Annotated in this window: 24 protein-coding genes and 1 pseudogene; 17 read left to right on the top strand and 8 right to left on the bottom strand. The window is 37.4% G+C overall.

The features are described 5' to 3' along the window. Positions 1-395, top strand: a 395-nt coding sequence (locus ACU5DF_RS23895) for a DNA cytosine methyltransferase (RefSeq protein ID WP_446714381.1), incomplete at its 5' end; no start/stop codon positions are given. Positions 396-450: 55 nt separating this feature from the next. Here the strand turns inward: ACU5DF_RS23895 and ACU5DF_RS23890 are convergent. Genes ACU5DF_RS23890 through ACU5DF_RS23880 form a run of 3 tightly spaced genes read right to left on the bottom strand, consistent with a single transcriptional unit; the run spans position 451 to position 1,881 of the window. Next, a complete protein-coding gene (locus ACU5DF_RS23890) occupies positions 451-1,248 on the bottom strand; it encodes a hypothetical protein (protein WP_446714371.1) in 798 nt (265 codons plus the stop codon). 20 nt (positions 1,249-1,268) lie between these two features. Beyond that, on the bottom strand, positions 1,269-1,598 hold the full coding sequence (locus ACU5DF_RS23885) for a hypothetical protein (RefSeq protein ID WP_446714370.1): 330 nt from the start codon (positions 1,596-1,598) through the stop codon (positions 1,269-1,271). Then, complete coding sequence (locus ACU5DF_RS23880; RefSeq protein ID WP_446714369.1) at positions 1,588-1,881, bottom strand: hypothetical protein; 294 nt, start codon at positions 1,879-1,881, stop codon at positions 1,588-1,590. The genes ACU5DF_RS23885 and ACU5DF_RS23880 overlap by 11 nt, the downstream gene beginning before the upstream one ends. A gap of 332 nt (positions 1,882-2,213) precedes the next feature. Here ACU5DF_RS23880 and ACU5DF_RS23875 point away from each other — a divergent pair, with 332 nt between their 5' ends. The 4 genes from ACU5DF_RS23875 (at position 2,214) to ACU5DF_RS23860 (ending at position 6,129) form a co-directional block, all read left to right on the top strand. Next, positions 2,214-2,336 carry a hypothetical protein gene (locus ACU5DF_RS23875; RefSeq protein WP_446714368.1) on the top strand — a complete coding sequence of 41 codons (123 nt, stop codon included), beginning with the start codon at positions 2,214-2,216 and terminating at the stop codon, positions 2,334-2,336. A 42-nt stretch (positions 2,337-2,378) separates the two neighbouring features. After that, entirely contained in the window at positions 2,379-2,963 is a 585-nt protein-coding gene (locus ACU5DF_RS23870; RefSeq protein ID WP_446714367.1) for a hypothetical protein, read from the top strand. Between the two features lie 984 nt (positions 2,964-3,947). Beyond that, the gene (locus ACU5DF_RS23865; RefSeq protein WP_446714366.1) at positions 3,948-5,096 is read left to right on the top strand and encodes a competence protein CoiA family protein; all 1,149 of its coding nucleotides are present in this window, start codon (positions 3,948-3,950) and stop codon (positions 5,094-5,096) included. 289 nt (positions 5,097-5,385) lie between these two features. Continuing rightward, on the top strand, positions 5,386-6,129 hold the full coding sequence (locus tag ACU5DF_RS23860) for an endonuclease (RefSeq protein ID WP_446714365.1): 744 nt from the start codon (positions 5,386-5,388) through the stop codon (positions 6,127-6,129). A 1,635-nt stretch (positions 6,130-7,764) separates the two neighbouring features. Here the strand turns inward: ACU5DF_RS23860 and ACU5DF_RS23855 are convergent. Further along, complete coding sequence (locus ACU5DF_RS23855; protein ID WP_446714364.1) at positions 7,765-9,024, bottom strand: hypothetical protein; 1,260 nt, start codon at positions 9,022-9,024, stop codon at positions 7,765-7,767. A 698-nt stretch (positions 9,025-9,722) separates the two neighbouring features. Here ACU5DF_RS23855 and ACU5DF_RS23850 point away from each other — a divergent pair. Further along, positions 9,723-9,953: a hypothetical protein gene (locus ACU5DF_RS23850; protein ID WP_446714363.1), complete on the top strand. Its 231-nt coding sequence runs from the start codon at positions 9,723-9,725 to the stop codon at positions 9,951-9,953. Positions 9,954-10,056: 103 nt separating this feature from the next. Here ACU5DF_RS23850 and ACU5DF_RS23845 read toward each other — a convergent pair whose 3' ends face one another. Both ACU5DF_RS23845 and ACU5DF_RS23840 read right to left on the bottom strand, forming a co-directional pair. Next, complete coding sequence (locus ACU5DF_RS23845; RefSeq protein WP_446714362.1) at positions 10,057-10,314, bottom strand: hypothetical protein; 258 nt, start codon at positions 10,312-10,314, stop codon at positions 10,057-10,059. A gap of 66 nt (positions 10,315-10,380) precedes the next feature. After that, a complete protein-coding gene (locus ACU5DF_RS23840; RefSeq protein WP_446714361.1) occupies positions 10,381-11,349 on the bottom strand; it encodes a coiled-coil domain-containing protein in 969 nt (322 codons plus the stop codon). A gap of 244 nt (positions 11,350-11,593) precedes the next feature. Here ACU5DF_RS23840 and ACU5DF_RS23835 point away from each other — a divergent pair, with 244 nt between their 5' ends. Together ACU5DF_RS23835 and ACU5DF_RS23830 are read left to right on the top strand one after the other, a co-directional pair. Continuing rightward, on the top strand, positions 11,594-11,824 hold the full coding sequence (locus ACU5DF_RS23835; RefSeq protein ID WP_446714360.1) for a hypothetical protein: 231 nt from the start codon (positions 11,594-11,596) through the stop codon (positions 11,822-11,824). Then, positions 11,818-12,006, top strand: coding sequence for a hypothetical protein (locus ACU5DF_RS23830; RefSeq protein ID WP_446714359.1), 189 nt, complete (start codon positions 11,818-11,820; stop codon positions 12,004-12,006). The genes ACU5DF_RS23835 and ACU5DF_RS23830 overlap by 7 nt, the downstream gene beginning before the upstream one ends. A gap of 492 nt (positions 12,007-12,498) precedes the next feature. On the opposite strand, the gene ACU5DF_RS23825 is transcribed toward ACU5DF_RS23830, so the two are convergent. Beyond that, positions 12,499-13,044 carry a recombinase family protein gene (locus tag ACU5DF_RS23825; RefSeq protein ID WP_446714358.1) on the bottom strand — a complete coding sequence of 182 codons (546 nt, stop codon included), beginning with the start codon at positions 13,042-13,044 and terminating at the stop codon, positions 12,499-12,501. Positions 13,045-13,432: 388 nt separating this feature from the next. Continuing rightward, positions 13,433-14,092 (bottom strand): recombinase family protein, encoded by a 660-nt coding sequence (locus ACU5DF_RS23820; RefSeq protein ID WP_446714357.1) that lies wholly within the window; start codon positions 14,090-14,092, stop codon positions 13,433-13,435. A gap of 520 nt (positions 14,093-14,612) precedes the next feature. Here ACU5DF_RS23820 and ACU5DF_RS23815 point away from each other — a divergent pair. From ACU5DF_RS23815 to ACU5DF_RS23775, 9 genes and pseudogenes are all read left to right on the top strand, one after another. Beyond that, entirely contained in the window at positions 14,613-15,674 is a 1,062-nt protein-coding gene (locus ACU5DF_RS23815; RefSeq protein ID WP_446714356.1) for a replication initiation protein, read from the top strand. A gap of 943 nt (positions 15,675-16,617) precedes the next feature. After that, positions 16,618-17,349: a hypothetical protein gene (locus tag ACU5DF_RS23810; protein WP_446714355.1), complete on the top strand. Its 732-nt coding sequence runs from the start codon at positions 16,618-16,620 to the stop codon at positions 17,347-17,349. Between the two features lie 55 nt (positions 17,350-17,404). Then, the gene (locus tag ACU5DF_RS23805; RefSeq protein WP_446714382.1) at positions 17,405-18,106 is read left to right on the top strand and encodes a hypothetical protein; all 702 of its coding nucleotides are present in this window, start codon (positions 17,405-17,407) and stop codon (positions 18,104-18,106) included. Beyond that, a complete protein-coding gene (locus ACU5DF_RS23800) occupies positions 18,103-18,621 on the top strand; it encodes a metal-dependent hydrolase (RefSeq protein ID WP_061014246.1) in 519 nt (172 codons plus the stop codon). Before ACU5DF_RS23805 ends, ACU5DF_RS23800 begins: the two co-directional genes overlap by 4 nt. A gap of 3 nt (positions 18,622-18,624) precedes the next feature. Then, a pseudogene (locus ACU5DF_RS23795) lies at positions 18,625-18,780 on the top strand (prepilin-type N-terminal cleavage/methylation domain-containing protein); the annotation flags it as partial. A 78-nt stretch (positions 18,781-18,858) separates the two neighbouring features. Further along, positions 18,859-19,221: a hypothetical protein gene (locus ACU5DF_RS23790; protein WP_446714386.1), complete on the top strand. Its 363-nt coding sequence runs from the start codon at positions 18,859-18,861 to the stop codon at positions 19,219-19,221. A 177-nt stretch (positions 19,222-19,398) separates the two neighbouring features. Continuing rightward, positions 19,399-20,499, top strand: a complete 1,101-nt coding sequence (locus tag ACU5DF_RS23785) for a helix-turn-helix domain-containing protein (protein WP_446714354.1) — start codon at positions 19,399-19,401, stop codon at positions 20,497-20,499. 604 nt (positions 20,500-21,103) lie between these two features. After that, on the top strand, positions 21,104-21,622 hold the full coding sequence (locus ACU5DF_RS23780; RefSeq protein ID WP_446714353.1) for a hypothetical protein: 519 nt from the start codon (positions 21,104-21,106) through the stop codon (positions 21,620-21,622). Between the two features lie 147 nt (positions 21,623-21,769). Further along, positions 21,770-23,020, top strand: a complete 1,251-nt coding sequence (locus ACU5DF_RS23775) for a ParA family protein (RefSeq protein ID WP_446714352.1) — start codon at positions 21,770-21,772, stop codon at positions 23,018-23,020.

The following is a 23,020-nucleotide window of genomic DNA, read 5'->3' as shown; positions in this document are numbered from 1 at the left end:
CAGAGCGTTGTCACCCTATCCACACTCGACCACTTCAAGTTCGAGAATATGCACGAATTCAGACCTTTCCTGATAACTGGGAGTTTCAAGGTTCAAAGAATGCCGCATATAAGCAGATAGGTAATGCTGTACCTGTAAATATGGCTAGAGCATTAGGTCACTCTCTAGTAAGACTACTAAATGATATAGAAGTATTTGATTGTGATACATCATCACTTAACAACAATGAATGCCAGCTATTTGATATCGTTAATGAAGTAGCGCTGCTTAAAGAAGATTTAACTAGAAAAGATGCATTAATAAAAGAGCTACAAGCTAAAAACAAGTCTATCACTATAGAAGCTGATAATTTAAGAGAAAAAATAAAATTAATTCAGAGTATTATTACTCAATAATATTATGAGTTTTTGTATTTAAAGGGCATCGAAAATGCCCTTTTGTATCAAAATATCATGTTCTCTTATAAATACCATTACTGTATAGGCATTGAAAAATAGCGTTATTTAGGTCAAAAACATAACTACCAGAAGAGTCTCCTGAGGAATATAGTTCACCATTGCTCATTGTATACCCTTTAGAAGCAATACCTTTAACAACTCCGTTCACTGATAGCCTCGGCTCAAACTTGATTAATTCAGCTACCCATTTTTTATCTTTCTCTGAAATACTACGAGTATCATATTCTGGAGGGTGACGAAAATTTTCATGGTACCAATGGATGGGGGCATTATGTTCTTTTTCAAACTTCCTTAGCTCTGAAAACTTAACTTTCCAAATTCCAGCTAGTTGCCTTACCGGGTCATAACGCTTCGTATAATTCCTCTGACCACCTTTATCTTTGTACATACTCATAGATTTAGCGGCCCATTTAACCCAGATATAAATTGAAATATCGACTCCCCTATCGAGGAATTTTGAATAATGAAAAGAGTCCTTCAGATCCATTGTTAAAGCATATTGAGGGTCAATTCCGTATTTCCTAGCAATAAATAAAGGAGATGCTTTTGACTTTAGCTCTCCAACATGTAAATGATTGACCGCTAAATCAGGATGGTAAGGGTTTGATTCCTTCTCCGGATGTATTGAGAGAATATCGGTTGAGGTGATAAAGCCATTGTTTTGTAGACGATTAAAAGTATGAACAAAAAGCTCCTCTTGGGTTTCTCCATGTTTGCATGCAAATGATTTTTTATTGAGTTCAGTAAATCCAATTTGGTTATCTTCAAAATCCCTTAGCTCATATGGCATACCTGGTATATTCCTTTAAATCAATCAAAGTGGTGAGAAAACTGAGCACCAAAGCCTTCATTTCCTAGTTTCTTAAACGTAGATTCAATTAAGCCAGTGGTCCCTTCTACTCTAGTTAACATGTTCCAAAACTCATCAGCAACATAGGCTTCTTGGCCAGGAATCAATGGCGAGACTTTTCCTCCTTCTTTAAACCAAAATCGACCACCGTGTGGATCGAAAGGAAAAGCAAGGAAACAAGTAGTATTGGCAGCCATATCCATAAGCGCGACATAAGCATACCAGTCTATAATATTTTTTAAGAACTTAGGGTCACCGCCTGCATTAAGTTGTGTGGTTTTAACGTTCATCTTTGCGAAGAAGAATATCTACTCCCTGACCCTTTGGCATTTTCTGAAAGCCAAGCTGTTCAAGTTCAACGTTTTCAGCGATAAATTTACTAAGCTCAATCCAATAACCAGAAAGTAAAAGAGACATATCACTGAGCTTTCTTTTCTCCCAAAGAGAAATGAATGCAGTGAGGTCATCAGGGATAACCGGCACTCTTTTATTAAATTGCTTTTCATCTAACACTTCAAAACCATTGCTTGCTGAGAACGCTTTGGCTAAGGGCTCCCAAACTCGAGTTCCCATCGAAGTTTCTAAGCCACCAATAAGAGAATGAATTTTTCGCTCTCTCGGAAAAATATGATCGAGCATATGAGTAGTTTTGATTTATTTGCCATTGAAAAATCGATGAATATTATGGCTGACAGTATCTGATATAAGAGCTTGAATTTGCTGATGAGTTAACACTTTAATTATCGTAACTAAATTATTGGTATGGTAAAAGTATCATATTGTGATATTTACATCACGTAAACTTGAGACTGCGCTGCTTTGGGTGAACAATATAATGCTAAGAGTCGTCGGTTCTTAAATCTTATACACAACTCTAAAAACAAACTAAATAGGAGTATAAGAATGTGTATAAGATACAGGTTTGTCCTGTTCAACATCGCCATAAAAAAGCAGTTGAAACACCAGAAGCTTATTACAGCATTAACGCACTTGCCGATTATATTATCCCTAATCAAAAGCAGCAGTAAACGCCACAAACAATAAATGAAGCCCATAAGCTAAGGATTACAATGGATAATGCAAAGGCACAAATAGTAGCCCAAAAACGCCTAGAAACGATGATCACACCTCAAAAGATAAAAGGATGGAAAACAAAAATCGACAAACGACTTAATCCTAAATTCGATGGAAGTCAGAATGTCAACATTTTGCCGGTATCTGAAGACCCTAAATCTGAAATTATTACGGATATATGTCGACAAGCCTCAGGGGTAGCCGCAGGGTTATATCTAGAAGACCTTATACCAATGTGCAATCAAAGCTTGCAACGCTCACCAACAGGCTCTGGACATGACTTGTATACCCCAAATATCGTAGGGATTGATGTTAAAATGTCGACAGAAACCGTAAAAAAAGGTGATAAGAAGAAGGTTTCTGCAACGTTAGAGCAAAGCTGTAACCAATTCGATGATAGTTATTGGGTTGAATTTTTCGGCGAAGCAAAGTCTGAGAATATCAATGGCGTGATGTGGTATTCCGGTTCGGATGCACATAAGAAGATGAAATTGAGTCAAGATAATGTGAACTGGATTTCTAAAAAGGTATACGAGTTTAGACAACAGTCATTCAAGAAAATCCGAGATTCCTTGGAATAAAAGAAACCAATATCTCACGACACTGCCCACGCTGCGCCAACAAAAAAAACCAAATAAACCCATAGCAATCAAAAGCCTGACCACACCAACAATCCTTCCTTAACCAAAGAAGGGGCGCAGCATTGGGTGGGCGGGGGATGTGGGGGTGCTCTGCATAAAAGGGCGAAGCTATCTTTTATGATTGGGCGGCACGACCAAAAACCACACTTACCGCAGCAATCAACCCCAACAGAAACCCGATGAACATGACCGCAATAAGCACGCTGTTTGTGCTTTTTGCGCGTGCCGCTGCCCCGCTTTGCACGCGCTCTTTTGTGCAATGCGGGTAAAGCTTTTGATCACCAACTTGTTTGGTGGCCTATGAGCAATTTAACATAATATTTTTATGCTTGAATTTGTTCAGTGCCCGACAGCTTGCTGGCGACTAGGCACGTACAACTTCGCATAAATTATGTTATGTTAATATTGCGGTTGTTCCCCATGCTTGGGGTTAGGGGCTGGTAATAAATCTCTTGGTTGTGTGCTATGGAAGTGAGTGTCGGTTTGCATTGCCATTTATGACGCTACGTTATGGCCTGTTGAACGACGTTTAACGGCTTTTGGCCATTACGTGTTTAGCGTGGGAAATGGCAATAAGTAAACCAGAACGAACTGGAATGGTTGGCACACTGACCTTATTTCTTTGGATTTTGATCTTTTAGCCCTGATTGTTCCCCGGACGGGACAAGACCCAGCGAAGCGTTTTGTGGCTTGGTTGAGCCATTGGAATGTTGCGAAGTATGAGCATAAAGGCCAATTCGCGAAATAAGCATGGTTCCCGCAGGGGCTACTATTTCAACTTTAACTGGGTATAAGTACGTTTAATTATACATAGACATATAAGCAGTAAGCCAAGATAAATAACCAAACCAAAAGCCATAACCTTGCATACTTTTTTGAACCCGACTAACATAAAACAAGGTGGGTTCAAAAAAGTGTGTTTATATGTCTATTTATTTAAGCTTTGGTAAAGATAGTGATGGCAATTTCCATCATATTTCAGACCAAAAATCAGGAAGAACTAAACTCTACTGTCCGTTCTGCAACAGCATATTAATTGCGGTTAAAGGCACTAAAAAAGCTGCTCACTTTCGACATGATGGTGATACTTGTAACGAGTCTTTGACAGAGCTTCCAACGATTGCAGGGTGGCATCACTTTCATCTAAGCTATCCGATAAATGTCATCAAAGAACTTAACTCTGGCTATGATCCCAAAAGCAAATCACCAACAGTTTTTCAAAATTGGAATATTGAACGCTTTTATATCAAAGGGCAGTATCAACAAGAATTGCTAAAAAAAGATACCTGGTCTGAGAATTGGCTATTTACTGATGTTGCCCGAATTATTCTTGGAAGCTTGCCGTTACTTAGCTTTGGCCAATGGATGAGAAACACATTACAACAACGAATAATTGAGTTAAAAGAGCAAATATCATCAAACCATATTCACACTGCTTGGTTAGATATTGAAGCCCACAGACAACAATCTATCCTTAATGCTTCTCTTTACCTTTTTGAATATCACTTAGAAGATGGGACCATTATTCACAAAGTGGGACGAACGCAACGAGAACCCAAAGACCGTTTAAAAGAAACCATTTTTGACTTAGAAAGAGCACTGCAAAAGAAAATCAAAAGCAGCAAGGTATTGAGAGTCGTTGCTCATGCCGGCTATATTGAACAATACGTTTTTCACCGCTATCAACAACAAAAGCTGCAGATTGATTCTCATCGAGAATACCTGCTCTTAGATAATCAATCGATAAAGAACATCAAAAGTGAGTTCACCAAGCTCATAAATAACATTGAACCATTTAATAAAGATGAGCGATTCATTGCTACTGGTCGCTGGCGGTATGAAGAACGTCGGCTTTTAGCGTCAAAAAGAGGCATTAAACTAACTCAAAAAGAAGGCGGTAAGTTTGGTCGGCCAAAAGGAACAGCCTTAAAACAGGATGCATTTCTTGAAAAGCACGCTGACCTTGTTGCACTATTAAATAATGGCCAGCTATCAATGAGTAAGATAAGTGATGCTACACGGAAATCTCGCTCAACTATAAAGCGTGTGAAAGCAGCTATGGATAAGAGTTAACTTTATCTGGGAGAATAACGGAATTATGACAGCAAGATTAAATATCATTGTACGCGGTAAATAGCTGGCACACTGGCCTTATTGCTTTTGATTTTGATCTTTTAGCCCTGATTGTTACCCGGACGGGACAAGACACAGCGAAGCGTTTTGTGGCTTGGTTGAGCCATTGGAGCGTTGCGAAGCATGAGCATAAGAGCCAATTCGCGAAATAAAGCATGGTTTCCCGAAGGGGCTAGGAAAATAAGATAAACTAACGCATCATATTCTTTTCTTTTATTAAAATTCCCTTATGAACATAAATAAAATTGTACTTCCTCTTATTCTATTTGCATTTAGCTCTTCAGCGTTTAGTGCAGGTAACACTACCAATGCATCATTTAATAAAGCAAAAAAAATGCTTGAGCGTAAGGTCTATCATGATCACCGCGTGACTCTTTATTGTGATGCGCCTTTTGATGCAAAAAAGAATATCGACCTACCAAGTGGATTTAAAGCCGAAAAGCATAAAAAGCGCGCAAAGCGTGTCGAGTGGGAGCATGTCGTGCCGGCTCAAAACTTTGGTCAGGCATTTAGTGAATGGCGCAATGGCGATAGTGAGTGCGTAAACAGCAAAGGTAAGTCTTTTAAAGGCCGTAAGTGCGCGGAAAAGATGAATAAAGAATATCGATACATGCAAGCCGATATGCACAACCTTTTCCCTGCTATCGGAGCGGTGAACGCAACAAGAAGTAATTATAACTTCACGATGTTACCAGGGGAAAAATCTGATTTTGGTAGTTGTGATATGCGTATTGATAAGCAAAAAGCACAACCACCTGTTGCGTCTCGTGGTCGTATAGCAAGAACGTATATGTATATGGATAGCACTTATCCAAAATACCAAATGAGTAAGCAGCAACGCCAATTGATGCAAGCGTGGGATAAACAAGATCCAGTATCTAAGTGGGAATGTGTTCGTTCTAAGCGTATTGAGAAGCTACAGGGTAACGCAAATACTATTGTAAATAGCCGCTGTGATACTGCAGGTTTTTAACTTGTAAATAGTTTGCGGGCTCTTTCTCATCTACGCCGTATTAGTGAGAGAGTAATCCATAAAAAATCCAAGTGCATAAAATACACTTGGATTATGACATCTAAAAAGTTCTACCAACCAATCCAATTTCCCTTAATGATAGGCATCACTACAGAAGTAAGTTTTCACTTTTAGACAATTACAGGAAATCAGTAAGACAGTCTTTCATCAATTCCCATACGTCTACAAAAATTACTTTTATAATTGCTCTTTTAAACATCTTACTCTTTACAATCTTAGTGATTGTATTAATTAATAAATTAATCATTTAATTCCTTCCTTTGGTTTCTTATAACCACAAGAAAGGAGAACAAATACAAACAAATCTATTGCATTTTGCTTGTTCAGGATGTAATTTTGATACCGCGTTAAACGAAATAGTTTAAACTCTTGCACCGTAGGAAGTATTAGAATTTAAACATTTTGCTTAACAAAGAACATATCAAACTTTATCTGACTTCCCCATTATTGTGGTCGATTTCGGATTTCAAGAAAGCCCTGTCATCCATAAATTTGGAATCAGGGCTTTTTTGTTTTTAGCGTATTGAAAAACAAACCCTGTATTCCATTCCAATAAGATAGCACCATTATTTTTTTCAATCTACTCCTAACTGCTAAAACCCCAAAAAAACCCAGTATAACCCAACCTAAGCGGACATATAGTATAATTAACCAAACAGGTTAAGTTAATTGAATTAACTGCCGTATCAGCCATACAGCTCCAATTTGACAGCAAAAAGAAACATTACAAAGTAACTTTTAAAATACTGCATTTAATGATACCTAACAGCAAATGCGATAATAGTCGCCAAAAAAAACGGACAAATACCCTATATATAGTGCATTTAATTTTATTAAACACAACATAAGCAAATCCATAGTATTTACAAGGGTTATTAAGCTCGATCTATGGATAAATAACATTGATCTAGATCAATATAAAACTGAGGGTGATTCTACTTCCGCCACTGCTTTAATATAGTTCTCGATTTTGCTGCAATGTATAAAAATGAAACAATTTTTTGTGGGCTATACCTACATTTTCTAGCTACAGAACTTGTGGTTTAGCTGGGCCTTATAAATCAACGAATTGCTTATTTTTTAGTTTAATGTCTTCTTAAAAGCCCACTAACGAATCAAACAACGGGAAGACGTAATCTCTAGGCACATTAAAAACTACAGGGTAACGCGAATACTATTGTAAATAGTCGCTGTGAAACTGTAGGTTTTTAACTCGAAAAAGGTTGAGGGGCGTTTTCTCTGGGCTATCAGCGACCACTAACACAAACTTATTAATGCCGATGGTTGACGCACTTTGTTTGCGCTGTTTGCAAACAAGGTGCGCCGAAAATAGCTGGCACGAAGTGCGAGCGCCCCAAGCTTGGGGAAGGGGTTGGTAATAAAAAGCAACCCACGCTTTTGCGCCTCTTTGGAATGACGAACAAACAGGGACCATTGCTTTGCAAGCTGTCGCCGGTGTGCTTGCACACGTTGTTAGGCGATGGCTGTTTTGCAATGCAATGGTGGTGATGGGAATGGAAAAGTGGCGCAGTGGGTCACAATTAACGCAACATCACTTTCAGAAACTATTGTTGTTTATTTTAAATAGATAGCCGAGGGAATATAGCCCCCATTATCGGCGATCTCCGCTTTTATTCCTGACGTGATAACATCCCCACTAATTTTAAAAAATGCAAAGAGCATCTCTAACGTTGTAAAAAGGTGCTTCATATTGCTTATTCGTACGAGCAGCGTTCTCATAGTTAAAGCGTAATTTTCTCCCGCCTTTAAATTTACTTCTAAGTAATATTCGTAGTTTTCAGAAAGCAATAAAGCCATACTTACACTTTTAAACTGCCTTTGTCTGTAAATACCCTCTTCGCACGATCTTGGATCTACTCCCATTTCGCCTAGTATACTCTTTTCCATCCACTCCCCATGGACTTGAAGACGATCATTTGACTGCCATACTACTTTACCCACTATTACATATTCTCGATGTGGAGAGGCATTTTCAATTAACACAAGTTTACTCTCACACATCCATTCTTTAGGTGCCTGTACTAAGTGAGAATATCGACCAGATGTGACTAACTTTTTCACTTTATTTAACAGGTGTAAATGTCGTACTAATTTTTCTAGTTGGTGAGTAAATATACTAATACCGCTGTCTTGGCTGACATGTCGAAGTATGTCGTAAATAGTCCAATATTTATCTTGATGAACACTTGAATTACCGCAATTTATATCTATCTTGGTTGACAGTAGTATATTTTGAAAATGTTGACATTCAGATAATATATATTCTGCTGCTATCTTACTAAGAATAACTTCAATGGCGCTACACCATGCTGAAAAGTAATGAGAGTTGAGAAGCGCATTTATAGTTTTAAACTTTAAATCACGTATTAAACGTGCATTTTTATGCTCTATACCTTTGCGCCTATTCTCATCCGTAAAAATCGGATCTTGATAACCAGGAACGGAGATGCCATTAATGTTCAGGCTTTCGAGTATAAACGTTATGTTATCTTCATTATTCCAAGCATCCACTATCCTAAGTAAATGCAACTCGGAACTATTACTATCAAATTTATTTGTATCTCTCATATCCTCTGAATTGAATAATTCAGCTTCTAAATAGTAACCTTTGGAAGCCTCAGGTAAACCGAACTCTTGCTGTAAGATGTCAGCTTCTTCAAAAGTAAGTCTACGACGCCCTCCCTTTAGTTCACTAATGCGTGAAGGCTCTAACTTCAGTAATTCACCAACTAAATTGTTTCCCCCAATATTGCATGCGTGGTTTACATATAACATTGACTGTTGTTTATTGTATTTCTCGGCTTTCTGGTTCATAGCACTCTCCTTGTTTCAAAAAACAAGCTTATTATGATCTTAATTACAGATAAAGCGTAATTTATACGTAATAATTACGATTTAAGTAAGGATCGGAGGGTCTAATGCATTTTCTCTGGGCTTTCAGCAACCGATAAACCAATTTATTAATGCCGATGGTTGACGCACTTTGTTTGCGCTGTTTGCAAACAAGGTGCGCCGAAAATAGCTGGCACGAAGTGCGAGCGCCCCAAGCTTGGGGAAGGGGTTGATAATAGAGAGCAACCCACGCTTTTGCGCCTCTTTGGAATGACTAAATAAATAGGGACCATTACCTTGCGAGCTGTCGCTGGTGCGCTTGCACACGTTGTTAGGCGATGGCTGTTTTGCAATGCAATGGTGGTATGGGAATGGAAAAGTGGCGCTGTGGGTGGCTTAAACTATGTGATTGGATTCAATAATGTTCCCGTTCTCGCTTCATGTTCTACGCTATAGGCTTCAGAGTTAAATTTGAGTTACTAGAACAATATATAAAATACATACGTTTCAGGGTGATTATTGATTGAAATGAATCGAACATCATTTATCTATGATTTTGAGAAAAAAGTTTACGCTATTTGCTTATTATAGATATATAGAAAGGCTGCTAAATCTAGCGGGACTTTTCGCATCTGAACGTTATACGACCACGCGTTCTGAACTAATTTTAGGAATAAGTAATGAATTTAAAAAAAGAGATAGTTCAAAGAGCAAAAGAAAAGAACATTGACCCATATAAAGCACCATTTCGCCCAAGTTGCCTTGGTATAGATTCAAGTAAATATGGTTCATTTTCTGACTATTGTTCAAAAGAAGACACTTGCTCTGGAAAATGGAATGATAATGTTTTTTTAAAAGCAGTCGAATTTGATAAAGGAGGAAGACCAGTAAAATATGTCCTTCTTAAATAAAAGGTAGCAAGGTTTCTAGTTTAATTAACGTAACAGCCGTTATCTGCCCTGACAGCTAGAACAAAAAGGTCACCTATATTGGAGACCTTTTTATGCTACAACATCACCGCAACTGCACATCAATTTTTTCAATCCCCATTTCCCTGGCTTGGTTGACTAAAATATCTATTCGCCATACTCTTAACTCTGCTACCCGGCCATGACGCACGGCATAGCCAATGCCATTGACTTGATCGATACCAACCAGATGGAATTTATTTGGAAATTCAGTGGATTCTTGAGCAAGAATTTTCGTCATGGTTTTGGTTTCAGCTAACCGACGAAACTCCCCTTCTCTGACTTGATGAAAGACAATTGACATTCATAATGACCATTTGTAAATTACATATCGTCATTATGTATCGTTGTTAGCTCTAATTACAACGAATTATTTATACTTAGCTAACTGATCGTCTTTTTCAGATAACGACCTTTCATGACGTTTTATCGTCTCATTCTGTTGTGTAATGGTCGCTTTAAGCTGAGATAACTCATCTGTCGCCACACTCACTTTGTCTGACAGCTTTTGCTCACTGCTCTGCAGTGTAGTTAACGACGTTTGTAATCCATGACGCTCTTGGTTCGCACTTCGTAAATCTGCATCCATTACTTTATTTTGCTCAACCAATGTTGTTTTAGTTTCTTTAAGCTCAACAATTAACGCCTCTTGGCTCTCTTGTTTTGATTCAAGCTTGGTGATCTCTTTGGCATTTGATACCAATTCACTATTAAGCGATTTAATCTCTTCAGATAACTGAACGTTTTGCGCTTTAGTTGTTTCAACTAGCTCTTTATTACCATCAAGCAATAATTCATTTTTCGCTAAATCAGTTCGCAAGCGTTCATTACTGTCGCCTAATTCCGATACTTGTTTATTTAGTGATTCAATTTGCTGACGTAGCTCATTGGTTACCGCTTCTTGAGCTTTGGTGTTTTGGCTCATTTCAGATTGCAGTGTTTTGATCTGTTGCTCACGTTGTTCGAGCAATGCCGTTTGTTTATGTAAACGCTCTTCTGCACGTTCTAAATCTTCAATAGCTCGCATACTCTGATCTTTTGCATCTTCCGCAATATCACGATAACGACGCTCGGCCTCAGTAGCATGACGAGTGATTTCAGACATGAACACACGAGTAAACTCTTCTGAGAAGCCCATTTTTTCAAGCAATGACTTTTGATTAGCTTCTAATTCATCTTTCCATATTTTGTAGTATTTATGCACCGTACTAGTACTACTCACATCTGGAAGCATCGATAAGACAATACGAACACTTGTCTTCTGCCCTTTTGAATAAAGCTCATTACAAATTTCTGTGACTTTATCTTGAAGCTGATTACCCGTTAGTGCCGAACTCATAGCGATGCCTACATAATTAAGAAGAATTGGTTACATTATACACGATAAACGAACATAATCAACGAACGAACAGTGTTCGATTGTTCGTTTTTGTTAGGTATGCACACTTAATCCAAAATTAAAATGTTCCTTTATTTAGATCTGAAATCGTCTTTTTGAATCCTTAGTTGTGATCCATGGCTTCGCATTTAGCTTGGTTAAGCTAGCAACACGGCAATACCGTCGAGCAAAGAAGGAATAAACCATGAGTATTTACGTCACCATACGAGGTATTAATTACCATTTGGATAGCGACCATCCATTAGGCAATACCATTCATGATGGAAATGGGCTTATCGTGCATCAAAATGATGCTTTAGTAGATGGAAGAGAGTTAATGGATGAGTTTGTGGAGATGCTTTGTAATCAATTAGCAGAGTACTTTACCAGTTTTGAACCTGAAGATTTTTTAGAAGGTGATTTTCGCACATGGTAGTTAAAGAGTGGAACGGTGTTGGTTATCGTGCGTTCTACACACAAGATAAGTGGATCCATATTACCGATATGAATGGGATTATTTTGTGTGATATGACTCCTGATGAGTATGAATCACTTGAAGAAGCCTTACAGGGATACGTTGATTTTATGTCATCGCAAGGGCAAAGATATTTACATTAGTGGAAATGGTCTAATTGGGATTAAAACGCTCTGGTGGGAGCGTTTTATATGGATTCATAATCACTTGTTAGGTCTATTACCTTTTTATTCCATCAAACTCATCCGCAATTCTTAGGTATCGCTTAACACTCACTCGAACTGTTTGACTTGAATCTTGATTCCAGAATTCTGCAATAAATTGGTCAAGCAGATTTAATTCGATTAACTTTCGAATAACATATCCACGCCTTATAGATGATGAATAACTTTTTTCAGTCCAAGAATCAGTGTTTAATTCTTTAATATAGTGGATATTTACACCATGCCTTTCTAAGTATGGGTATGCTATTTTTAATGGTCATTGTATAGACAATTTAAATTCCTTTTCTGTAAAAACTAACGTACAACACTAATATAATGCAAATTAAAACTTTTTAAAATTTTGCCTAAATAATCACTTTGAATATCAAGTGTTATGTATAAACATTAAAATCTACTAATTAATTTCGTACATTAACCTTCCTTCAAAACACTATAAACCGTCGTCCGGCTGCACCCCAATTCTTTACTGATCGCGTTTTTATTCATCCCCTCACTCGCAAGCTCTTTAATGCGATTGTGAAGCGTCTTATTAGGAAAACGGCCGAGGTGTCTACCTTCTGCTTTAGCGCGCTCCCTACCCTCGTTACAGCGCTGTAGGATGCGTTTTCTTTCCATTTCAGCGAAGGCTGAAATGGTAGTATAAATCACTCGACCTACATCTGAATTTATATCGATGTTACCTAAATCATGAAACACCAAACCTGCGCCTTTAATTGAAAGCTGATCCGCGATTTGCAATGCATCAATAGTATTACGAGCAAGTCGATCTACTTTCATTACATGGATTACATCGCCATCACGCGAAAAATTGATCATCGCATTTAATTGGGTTCTCTCTGAATCTTTACCACTCGCGTTTTCTTGGAAGATTTTGTCACAGCCTAATTCTTGAAGCTGCTTTATCTGAATATCGACTGATTGTTCTTTTGAGCTGACTCGTGCGTAACCGATAAGCATAATTTGACCTAACTGTGTTCAAAAAGATATTAATTATATTATGGTCATGTTCAGTAATTATCAATGAGACTTTTTGAACGGATTTGGTGGGCGGTTGATAGAGTGCAAAAAAGTACACCTTTCTGAACATTGTAAATTTAGAAACACCTCTTAAGTAATTAACTTAATTGTAAGAGTTGATGTTTAGTTTATACACACTTCTTAACCCAGGTTTCATTTAAGTAATTTAAAGAATTAGCTAAGTTTAATTAATCTTGGAAATATCTCTGAAAAATTAAAAGCATTGATGGAATAAATCGATTCTCATTTTACTGTGTAGGTAATGACAGGAGAATGAAATGGAAAGAATAATGAAATGCCCAAACTACGGGCAACATAAAGAATGGTTTTATAATGAGCGACTTTCTATTTGGTTTTGCATTTGTGGCTCTGTCATTTTTACTGCTTGAGATCTTAGTTGGTGCCTACGAACATAATCACTTAATGTACTTGCTGATACTTCGAGTAACTTAGCAATTGATGCTTGGCTTAATCCCATTAATAAATATTCAGTTATCTTTTCTTTTTGTTTATCGAGTTTTAAATTTTTTGCTGGTCCTTTTGGTCTGCCACCAATGATCCCTAACTTTCGTTTTGCATCTAATGCTTCTTTTGTTCGTATAGAAATAAAATCCCGCTCTATTTCTGCAGCTAAACCAAGAACGGTTGCTATGATTTTAGACTGCATACTCCCATCCAATCTCATATTTTGTTTAATAATAAATACGTTAATCGATTTGTAGAGACAGAGCTCTAATACTTCTAGAACTTGAAGTGTTGATCTAGCAATACGACTTATTTCAGAAAACATTATTGTATCGCCAGCTCCCATTCCCTCAAGTAACTTGGCTAATCTACGTTTCTTCCATTTTTTAGTACCAGACAGAGTATCTTCGACAAATTGAATATCACAGATCCCCATTTGATTGGCGTATTCTAATATGCCGTGTTTTTGGTTTTGGACATCTTGTGCATCGGTTGATACACGAAGGTATGCATACGTTGTCATGGTTCTTCCTTGGTTGATTACCTTAGACAACATAACAAAGGTGGGAGTTATTCACTTATTCACATTGTATATAACAATATATATTCTCTATATGATCTATAAAGTATATAGAGTATATAGGGCGTTTTTAGTTCTTTATAATCAGCATGTTAATTAATGTTAGGTAACAAAAATTTCCGTAAAAAGATCATTTCTTTCCGTCAAATGATCTTTATCTTCCGTTTAAGGTAACAAAAATTTCCGGTTAATGATCAAATTTTTCCGTTTGTGGTATAAAAATTTTCCGGTGATTCTTATGTTATTAATGAATAACTTGGATTTATGTCTTAAAGATCATTATTTTCCGTACAGACCATTAAGGTAACACCTTTTTCCGTTATTTTTGATAATTAATCGATTATTCTTGCTTCTTTTTTCTGTAAGGTTACACTTATTTCTGTTATCTACGGAAAATGTTGTTACCATTATGAGATAACGGAATTTTATGTGACCTTTATCTCAATAACTGTTGTTGGTGAATATGACTAATCAAAATCAGACTGAAAATGAACAAAGAGTGATACGAACTGATGACAGTAAACAGTTACCAGGACAATTCTTTAAGAAATCTCATGAATTAGTTTTTAGTCAGCTAACGATGACACCAAAAGAACACGATATTATGGCTCTGCTGCTTACTCGTTTGCATAAAGACCATTGGGATTCATTTATTGATGGTACAGCTATTCGAGCACCTGTTTATCAATTTAACTCAGATGTACTAAGTGAATGGTTTGGTGTTAAGAAAGTCGATTTATACAATACATTAGTAGCGCCAAGTGAAGGTTTGAGTCGTAAACAAGTAGGGCTTAAAAATCCAGAAAAGAATGAGTTTGATTACATTAACTTGTTTAAACGCTTATCGTACAAAGATGCGACATTAACGATTATTCCAAATGATGAACTGTTGAATGAATATCTAGGGATCTCACAAGGCCATGCTCAGGTTGATCACCGTATTTTCCGGAAGTTAAAAAAAGAGCATTCAAAAAGACTCTACCCTCTTTTATGTAGATTTAAGAGTAAGAATACACAACTGCATACTTTTACTGTTGAGGAACTTCATCAATTCTTTGGATTGCTCGATCCAAAAGGAAATATGATTAAGAAGAGCTATGCCAGTAATAAAGTGTTTCTAGATCGATGTGTTCGTAATTCGATTGAAGAGATTGAAAAATTGGATTCTAACATTCGATTTTTAACGTGTGAGCAAACCGGTTCATTTGGTTATCAACCAATTAAGCATGGTCGGAAAATAGCTAAAATTAAATTCCTATTTACTTGGCATAAAGTGAAAGCAAAAGAAGAAATAGAACTAAGAGAAGAGCTATCTAAAGAGCAAGAAAGCCTGAAAAAATCGGAAATGATTTATCAATTAATTACTGACTTTGTTCCTAATGATGATGGTAACCCAACCGTTGAAGAACTAAATGAATTGATGGCAAATGCTTCTATGCTAACGAGCCAAGATTATAAGATGGATGGTGATTTTATGGTTAAGCTTGGTCAAGCAATGACTGAAGCACTAAGCAAAAAACCATAGATAAACTAAGGTTAATATTATGACTCATAATGCAAATGCTAATTCAATTTATGTAATTAATAATTTCCATATTAAATAAAGGATCGCAATGATCCTTTTGTTATCCCCCTTCCCCCTCCTTATCGTGCTAATCCTAAAAAAGAGTACCTTAGATAAATCAGTAGCGAGATAAGTCGTTTCTAGTTGTGGTATTCACTTAATAGGATTCATGCCTAGTCGATGCGGGTAAACCACGCCTACGACAATAAATAATAGGGTTGGCAATGAAGTTTTAAATATTCATTAAAGAAATTATGAATGACAATTCTCTTTTCGTCTGAGACGGAGACGTTCTGCATTGGCAGAGATAAACAAGTTAACGGTAATGATTTATTTTGGATGCGGTAGAGCATGAGGATGCGATAAATCATGAAGTGTGATTTAACCCAATGAAGAAATGAGTAAATGGAAAGGAGTTACGTCCTAACCTACAAATGGTGTGGCGAGCCATCAGTTATGCCCAGCCCTAACTAATACACTGATTAACTACGCGCTTGATAAAAAAACAGAATTGAAAAGCTACAATCTAATTTGGTCTTATCGATGGGATGAATTTTAGGTAGATGTTCACGTTTTAATGTGACATTACCCAGCCCGTCATAAGACCTTTTTTGCCTGAAGAAAATACGAATTAAACGATGGTTTTATTCGTATCATCAAATCATCAATCACTCATCATCTATCAATCAAATCATTTACCCCTAACTTCCGTTAAAAAAAATTTCCGCGTACGAAAAAACTCACGTGAGGCTCGGACGTTTTTTTCAACCTAGATCGCGGGGGAATTCTACTGTTAGAAAACGCAGTTACACGAAATGTTCGCGCTACTCGCAAAGCGCTACGCTGTCACACACTTTTAAAAATAAGCCACTAAGCTAATACTCATCGAATTAACGGAGGGCTCATGCGATTTTTAAAACTGCGAACTGATCATAAGCGTATTAGAAAAAATGGAAGCCCATACATAACCCCATTAATTGTCGATTCTCCGCGCCGCTTCGCTCCGTCTAAAGATCGAAAAGAAACTACGTTTAAACGAACTCAATGCCAGCTAATCACCGGCGCTCATGACTCAGGAAAAAGCCGGTGGGTTAGCCGACTAATTGAAAAACAAGATGGTATTTGGGGCAATAAAGCCAAGCCGGTGCATTTAGAAACTTTGCTACCAATGACGAGCTGGGTTGAAAATGAAGCGGTTGCAAAATGGTATGAAGCCAAGCGTAAAGCGCATGAAGATGGCCAATATCAAACAGAATGGCGAAAGTTAAATCTACAATTAAAAGCCGATGCCCTATCCGACTACTTACTTGATACTGGCGCACTATTGTTTGTCGATGATGCACACAAACTAACAGGCCGCAAAGCGCAAGTTGCTCGTGCTTGTTTGCTATCAAGTAAGATTTGGATCATGACATCGAGCGAAGAAGGAAGACTGCCGCCTTCAATACGTCCTGTTATCGAGCGTAGAAATCCACAACGAACCAATTTATTAACAGATGCCAGTTACGACACAACCAAAGCGCTGATTTGGTTTATTGTGGCCATGTGCGTCGTGTCTGGTGCATGGGAAGCAGGAGCTGTTGTCGGTGGGCTTCAAATGCTTGGAACTGGGCGGAGATCTGCCCGTGCCGAATAGACAAATACAATCGCTAAAAGCAACCTTCGTTTTGCTGTTGCTTGGGGCTACTTCAATGGTGAGTGCTACTGATTGGGGGATCAGCTCACCTTGGAGTGAACCTGAAGTTTTACCACCAGAAGCAAAGCCGTTCGAGCTGCCAACACTGCATGGTGATGAACCCCATTTTAATACCCCTATTCCTGCTATGCTGCCAGCGCCAAAAATTAACCCCGATGCTATTTTCAATTCTGTGCTGCATTGCTACCCAGAGAAAAGTAAATTCAAAATTGATATCGATATTGTTGCCGGTGTGAAATCTAACATCGATGAATACAATACCAGTGATTGGCCTGAGATCTCAGAGCACTACATTGGGATAGTTGGCAAGATGCCGCTGTACTCAACTACAGAGCAATCACGCGAACGCCAATGGGAATATCAACGCAGAACAGCCACGGCAACCGCTGTCGCTGCGTTTACCAAAGCCTTAGCGAGCAGAAACTACTCTTATCGAGCTATGGGGCTTTATCTAGCTTTAGAAGCGCGATCAAAAGCGCGAGTAATAAAAGGTATTGCTAATGTCGATGAGCAAATAGCTTTATTAGAAAAAGTGGCCACGTCACACCGTGATGTTTTAACCCACGAAGCCACTTTAGTTGAACAACGTTTGGCATTGGTTGCGATGTGTGAAGAAAGCCAAAGTGATGGTATGAATCGCTATCTTAAAAAAGTCGCTTACCTACCAAAACCTACACCTCAAGAAATAGCTCAATGAAATGGTTAAACCATACGTTAATTGCAGGAGCTATTTGTGCGGTGATTTCCCCGCCTCATGTCGCTGCGTGTGTCGCCGGTGCAACAGCACCCGATTGGATGGAGTATGTTTATAAACTTTCAGGGAAACATATTAAACACCGAGGCCCAACACATGTATTTACGCACTGGATCATAGCGGCAATTGCGTTTACTTTTATTTGGGATTATCACGGAATATTAGCGGCGTTTGCCTGGGGCGGAGTGAGTCATATTTTGACTGATGCCATGACGGTTTCTGGCGTGCCATTCTCTCCTTACAGTGACCGACGTTTTCATTTGTTTGGAGGACGATTTAGAACCGGTGACCCTGTTGAATATGCAATATCTGCAGCGGTAATTATTGCAGCTATTGGGTTTAACCATATAACTGGAGGCCAAGGCTTTGCGCCCTTTTTTTATGATTGGGGCGGATTATATAACCAAGGTTTGATTGATGGATTAGAGTGGAAAACCAACAGATTTAGGTTGATTTAAGTGATGGTTTCCAATTACAACCCCCATTGTCCCCAGAGTTTAGATATGGATGTTAACCATGGTTTCCAATTACAACCCCCATTGTCCCCAAAGTTAAATATGGGTTTTACGCTTTTTGAATTAATCATATCACTGACAATTATTAGTATTTTAGCTTCAGTCTCGGCCCCGAGTTTTACTGATTTTTTGAATCAAAGAAAAGTAGAACGATTCAGCTCTGAGCTAAATGGGATATATATGATGGCAAAATCAGAAGCGGTATTAAAAAATAAAGATGTCTATGTGCATTTTGTGAATTTAACAGCCAGTTATCAGCGTGGAACAGATTGGTGTATTGCTGTGACAACATCGCCAATATTCACTAACTGTAGTTCGAATACTGAATTGATATCAGTTATCGATGGTAGGTTGTTTAAAACATTACATATTAAAAGAGCCATGAATTATGGAAAAATTCGGTTGGATCCCGTTCGGTCACAACCTGAATTTGAACATGGTGAAGAATATGTAGATTTAATCAGTTTCTACATTAAAGACGAGAATAAAGTAAGGTCATTAAGAAGCCACTTTCTGGGAAGGTTTGGGATCGTTGGTAACTAGATTTTAGTGTTTATTTGTTGGTACTTTTTAATAAAAATGTCTTTTCTTAAAATATAGTTGTTATGTCTCACTTTTATTTTATGTAATTTATTACTGAATAATTACAGAAAGTTTGTAATTACACTTATCGCCTTTGGCTGATAGTATTTCCTGGTTAATTACTCAAAGGTGGCTATTATGAAAGTGAATAAAGAAGAATCAATTAGATGGATCAATCACGCAATTACGTTCTATAAAAATTTAGGTAAAACTCAAAAAGAATTGGCAGATTACTTGGGAATAACAGATACAAGAATTAGTGAATTAAAGAGTACTAATACATCTCTCAAAATCTCACCGAATCAAATGAAATTAATAATGGAGTTATGTGGTTCACCTAGAAGGGATCCTGGTCGATTTGAGTCAGCAGAACTTTATGACGATTTAGACAAGTTTTTCGAAAGTTATATACCTGTAACTATTAATCGATTTTATCGTGATGTTTACAGAAGCCTAACTAATAATGAAACGGTAAATAAAATTTTAAGTCGGTGTGACTTTGAAGAACAACTCAAAGAAAAGAAGCTTGAAAGTATTAATGGATTTGTTCGCTCGAAAGAATTTACTGAGTTATCTAACGATGGTGATTTTGCTAAAATAGTAAGAGGTGATTTAAAAGAGTTAACGAATAAATACGGTATAAAAAAAATCGAGCCAGACAATTTTTATATACTTCGTCAGCTAAATTCACTTGTTAGCGAAATCCCTGACTTTAAACTAGGTAGTAAAATTATTCATAGTTTATCCCCTGTTGTAGATACAATTCCGCTAGTAATTACAGGGGAGCGTATAGCTGCTTTTATGCCTGAACATACTACTCATAATTTCCCTATTAACACCTCTGTTAAGGATGTACTACAACAGTTTGTTCATAATCGGTCTTATTATAATCCTGAATTAGCTGTTTTGGATTTCTGGAGGGAGATCCGAGTTGAAGTGTATTTAAGTGAAAATATGAACTACCATATTTTGATTCACATGACTCATCAAAAGATGGAGCCTGAAGATTTTTTATATGAATCTACTTCTGTCGAAGGTTTTGAGTGGTGTAATTTTGATGCGATTGTTCGTAAGGAAGACCGAATTGCTATAATTCGAAATGTGAATACATTGGAATTATTTAACCAGATCGAGAAATTGAGAAAGTGGCAAGGACTAGAGCAAGATAATTTATATGAGCTAAAGAAAAATATTGCGAAAGCGGGTGGTTATATACCAGGGGCATTTGTTCTTATCTAATTAATTATTTCTAATCAGTTAACGTAATGAAACTCAGGCTATTCTGAGTTTCATTACTATATATTTAAGCTTTGTTATTAACCAATATTTTTCTAATCACACGAACCAATTCTGCCTGAATCTCTTTCAATAATACCCCAAACTCATACAAAAAATATTAGCCTCATCTTTTACAATTTGGTCCGCTTATACAGCTAAGGTTTGATGGATTGAAATGGAAAACCAATCGATTTAGGTTGATTTAAGTGATGGCATTTAAAAACAACCCTTATTGTCCCCGAAGTTAAGTGTAGGTTTACGCTTTTGGAGTTGTAAAACGTAAACTAAGATTTAAGAATGGTGAAAAGTTTGTGGATGTGCTGTAAGGGTAAAAATAAAGTGACTTCGTAACGAGGTCACTTTATGGGAAAGGTTGAGGCTCTATAATTACTTGTTTTTTTATAACTTGGCCTATAGATGTTTCATTTATATTGATTAGAACACGTTCTATTAGATTATTATTTTCTAGTCGTTACTTCCAGAATACTGGTCTACGCACTCACTACACAGTTGGATTTCGTCCGATATTAAACCTTCGTTATCAATTTCTTCTATGATGAGAGGTTTGAAATTTTCCTATTGGTTTCATGCTGAAAGAGTAAAAGCAAAACAAAGGATAAATATAGGTGATGCGGTTAAATTGTACGCAAAGCAAGATGATATTAAAGATAGTGCTACAACGGTTAAATTGTCTTTTGAAGCAATTAAACGAGCAGGGAAGCTAGAGCTAGCCACATTAATATCTAAGCAGATGATATGGCGTTTTAATAATGATATAGCGAGCATTAGCTATGTTTTTGAGCCATTGAATACCGATTTCTACCAAAAGGTGAGAGAATCACTCGATGGATTGATTGGAATAGTTGGTTCAAAAGGTAGTCCAGAAACCTATGGGCAATTTATTGAGTGGTTAGACGGTATTGACCAATCTCTGGAAAATAAAAATATGCCTGAGTATTTAGAGGCTGAGTTTGGTTTTAAACTCTCACGCTTTAACTCTAGAGATTCAGAAATTCTTGAAGATGATTTACGTAAAGTGATAATGCACAGAAAAGCCTTGTCTGTACTGATTTTAGGAGAATAAAAACAACCCCCATTGTCCCCAGATAAACAGACTAAAATCTCACAAATTAAACCATTTGAGATAAAAAACACACTCTAATGGTTTAATTTCTCGCTCTAGTGCTTTATCATGTATACATAGTTTTTTATGAATACCGAGGCAAATGGAATGGGCACAATTCTTGATTCTTTAGATCTTGTTTCAGAGCGAATGCAACAAGAGCAATCTGATTTAAAAGCAGTAATAAAAGAGCGAATGCAAATCAACGTGACTGACACTGAAATTAAAGACAGTGTTGATCGCCTTATTTACAACCACTGTTTAAAAAAGAAAGAGCTTCAAGAACTGTTTGGTTTATCTCGTGTGACATTTAATACTCGTATAGATGAAGCAATGGAAAAGGGCGTTATTGGCCAACCCATTATTCAAGGCCGAACCCATTTATACAACCGTTTTGATGTTGCCAATTTTATGGATTACATGGCATATCCAAAATATTCACAACGCTTTGAACCAACAACCATTGTTGTCGAAAATCACAAAGGCGGAACGGGTAAATCAACAACAACTGTTACGCTTGCGACTGCTGCCGCGTTAGACTTAAACCTAAATGCACGTTGCTTGATTATTGATTTAGATCCACAAGGTTCAACAGGACAAAATCTTATCCATCAAGCAGACGATGAATCGGTATACATGACAGCCGTTGATGTAGCCTTATCAGAATTAGAGCCTGAAGGTGATTTCGCGCAGTACTTAGCTTCTGGTTATGATTATGCTGAATTGGTAAAAGCAATTCCTTTCAAAACCCATTTACCGAATCTTGATGTAATTCCTGCTTTCCCATCAGACGAGCGTTTTGTTGATGCCTACTGGGGACAAGATGCAGAAGGGCAACAACAACTATTAACCTTGCTTCGTGAAAAAATCTTATCTGTACTAAAAGACGAATACGATCTTATCTTCATCGATACACCGCCGCAGAACTCGCCAATTTTGTGGGCCGTAAACGAAACTGCGGATGCGGTTCTTATTCCTGTCACACCACGTGAATTTGATTTTGCATCTACCAGTAATTACATGGCAACAATGCCAAGTACCTTTAGAGAGCTTCCATCAAAAGGTGAAAACCTTAAATGGGCAAAATTATTGCCAGTGAATTTTGATGAAAAGAGCGCTCATGAAGTGAAGGTATTCGATAAATTATTACGTGCCGCGCAAGGGCATTTATTATCAACCTCTATTCGACATTCAGAAGCTTTTGTTGCTGCTGCAGAAAGTAATAGAACCGTTTTAGATATTAGAAAATCAGAGCAGATATGCAGTGGAAAGCAATTCGATTTAGCAATGACTTCAGTGAACGCGGTTTACCACCAATTCATTACTGAGATTAAACAACTAGCAACCAAAGGACGATAA

This window comes from Aliivibrio wodanis, assembly GCF_052920805.1.
The sequence above is the reverse complement of the archived record's forward strand: the minus strand, read 5'-3'. Positions and strand labels throughout refer to the sequence as shown.